A 1,074-nucleotide genomic window follows, 5' to 3' on the forward strand; every position below is an offset into this window, starting at 1 on the left:
GCAAAGACTTTTTTGCCTGTATCTGGTCCTACAGCAATGCGGTAATTGACAGAGGCTGCTTGCAAGGGCAGTAAACTATCTTCGTCATCCATGGGTAAATCGAGAAATGTGTTGTCCATATCCCGTTGAACGAGCCCGGCCTTCTCCAAGTAGGTCGCGATGCGATGGCTAATGACATTCACGAGGGTTTCCATATCATTGTGGTTTGGTGCTTTAACGCACTTGAATTTGGACTGTCCACACTCCTGAGTGATAACGCCTTCCAAAAAGAGCATGTGAAAGTGAATATTGAGATTCAGTGCACTACCAAATCGCTGAATGTAAGTCACCGCTCCTGTGTTTGCTTGCTTCTTAAGATACCCAGCCCGATGCACAATATCGCAAGAAATAGCACGATGAATGATTTGCATGATTTTACTTAAGTGTTTGGGATACCTAGCTAGAAGTAGACGAAGCGGGATGGGTAAACTCAATACCCATTGGCGTACAGGGTAACCGTGAAGAACATCTTCAACTAACAACTTGGCACTTTCTGCCATCCTTCTTGCACCGCAACTTGGGCAAAATCCCCTGCGTTTGCAGCTGAACGCCAGCAGTTTCTCATGCTTGCAGTCGTCACAAACTACACGCAAAAAACCATGCTCAAGCCGACCACACCTAAGAAACTCTTCAAACTCTTTTACCACATGAAGTGGTAACGACTTCCCTTTTTGTGAAAGCTGCTTCTGAAATTCTGGGTAGTGGCGTTCGACCAATTGATACAGTAACGTCTGCTCTGGACGATGTCGTTTATAGGTATGAGAGTGAGTTACTAGCAATGGCGCCTTTATCTTGAATTGGCATCACAGTGTGTATATGATTTTAATGTAAATCTACTGATCAATAGGGTGGGAAATTTATAGTCTCAAGGTCCGAAAAACGTACAATGCAGCCCCTCATACTTTAGCTTCCAACCAACTGAGCCTTTTCATTGCCTTGGCAGAAAAGCTGATTTCCAACCTTAGAATGCAAATAGCCAAATAAAGGCGCGGTTTTTATTGTCGCGGCTACCAATCGGCTGGATAAACTTGATGA

Annotated in this window: 1 protein-coding gene; it reads right to left on the minus strand. The window is 44.3% G+C overall.

What is annotated here, in order from left to right:
• Positions 1-818 (minus strand): transposase zinc-binding domain-containing protein (locus ACFI6J_RS21475; RefSeq protein WP_462586394.1); only part of this gene is annotated, 818 nt, incomplete at its 3' end.
• Positions 819-1,074 lie beyond the last annotated feature (256 nt).

It is taken from the genome of Alteromonas sp. G4i13 (assembly GCF_054960505.1).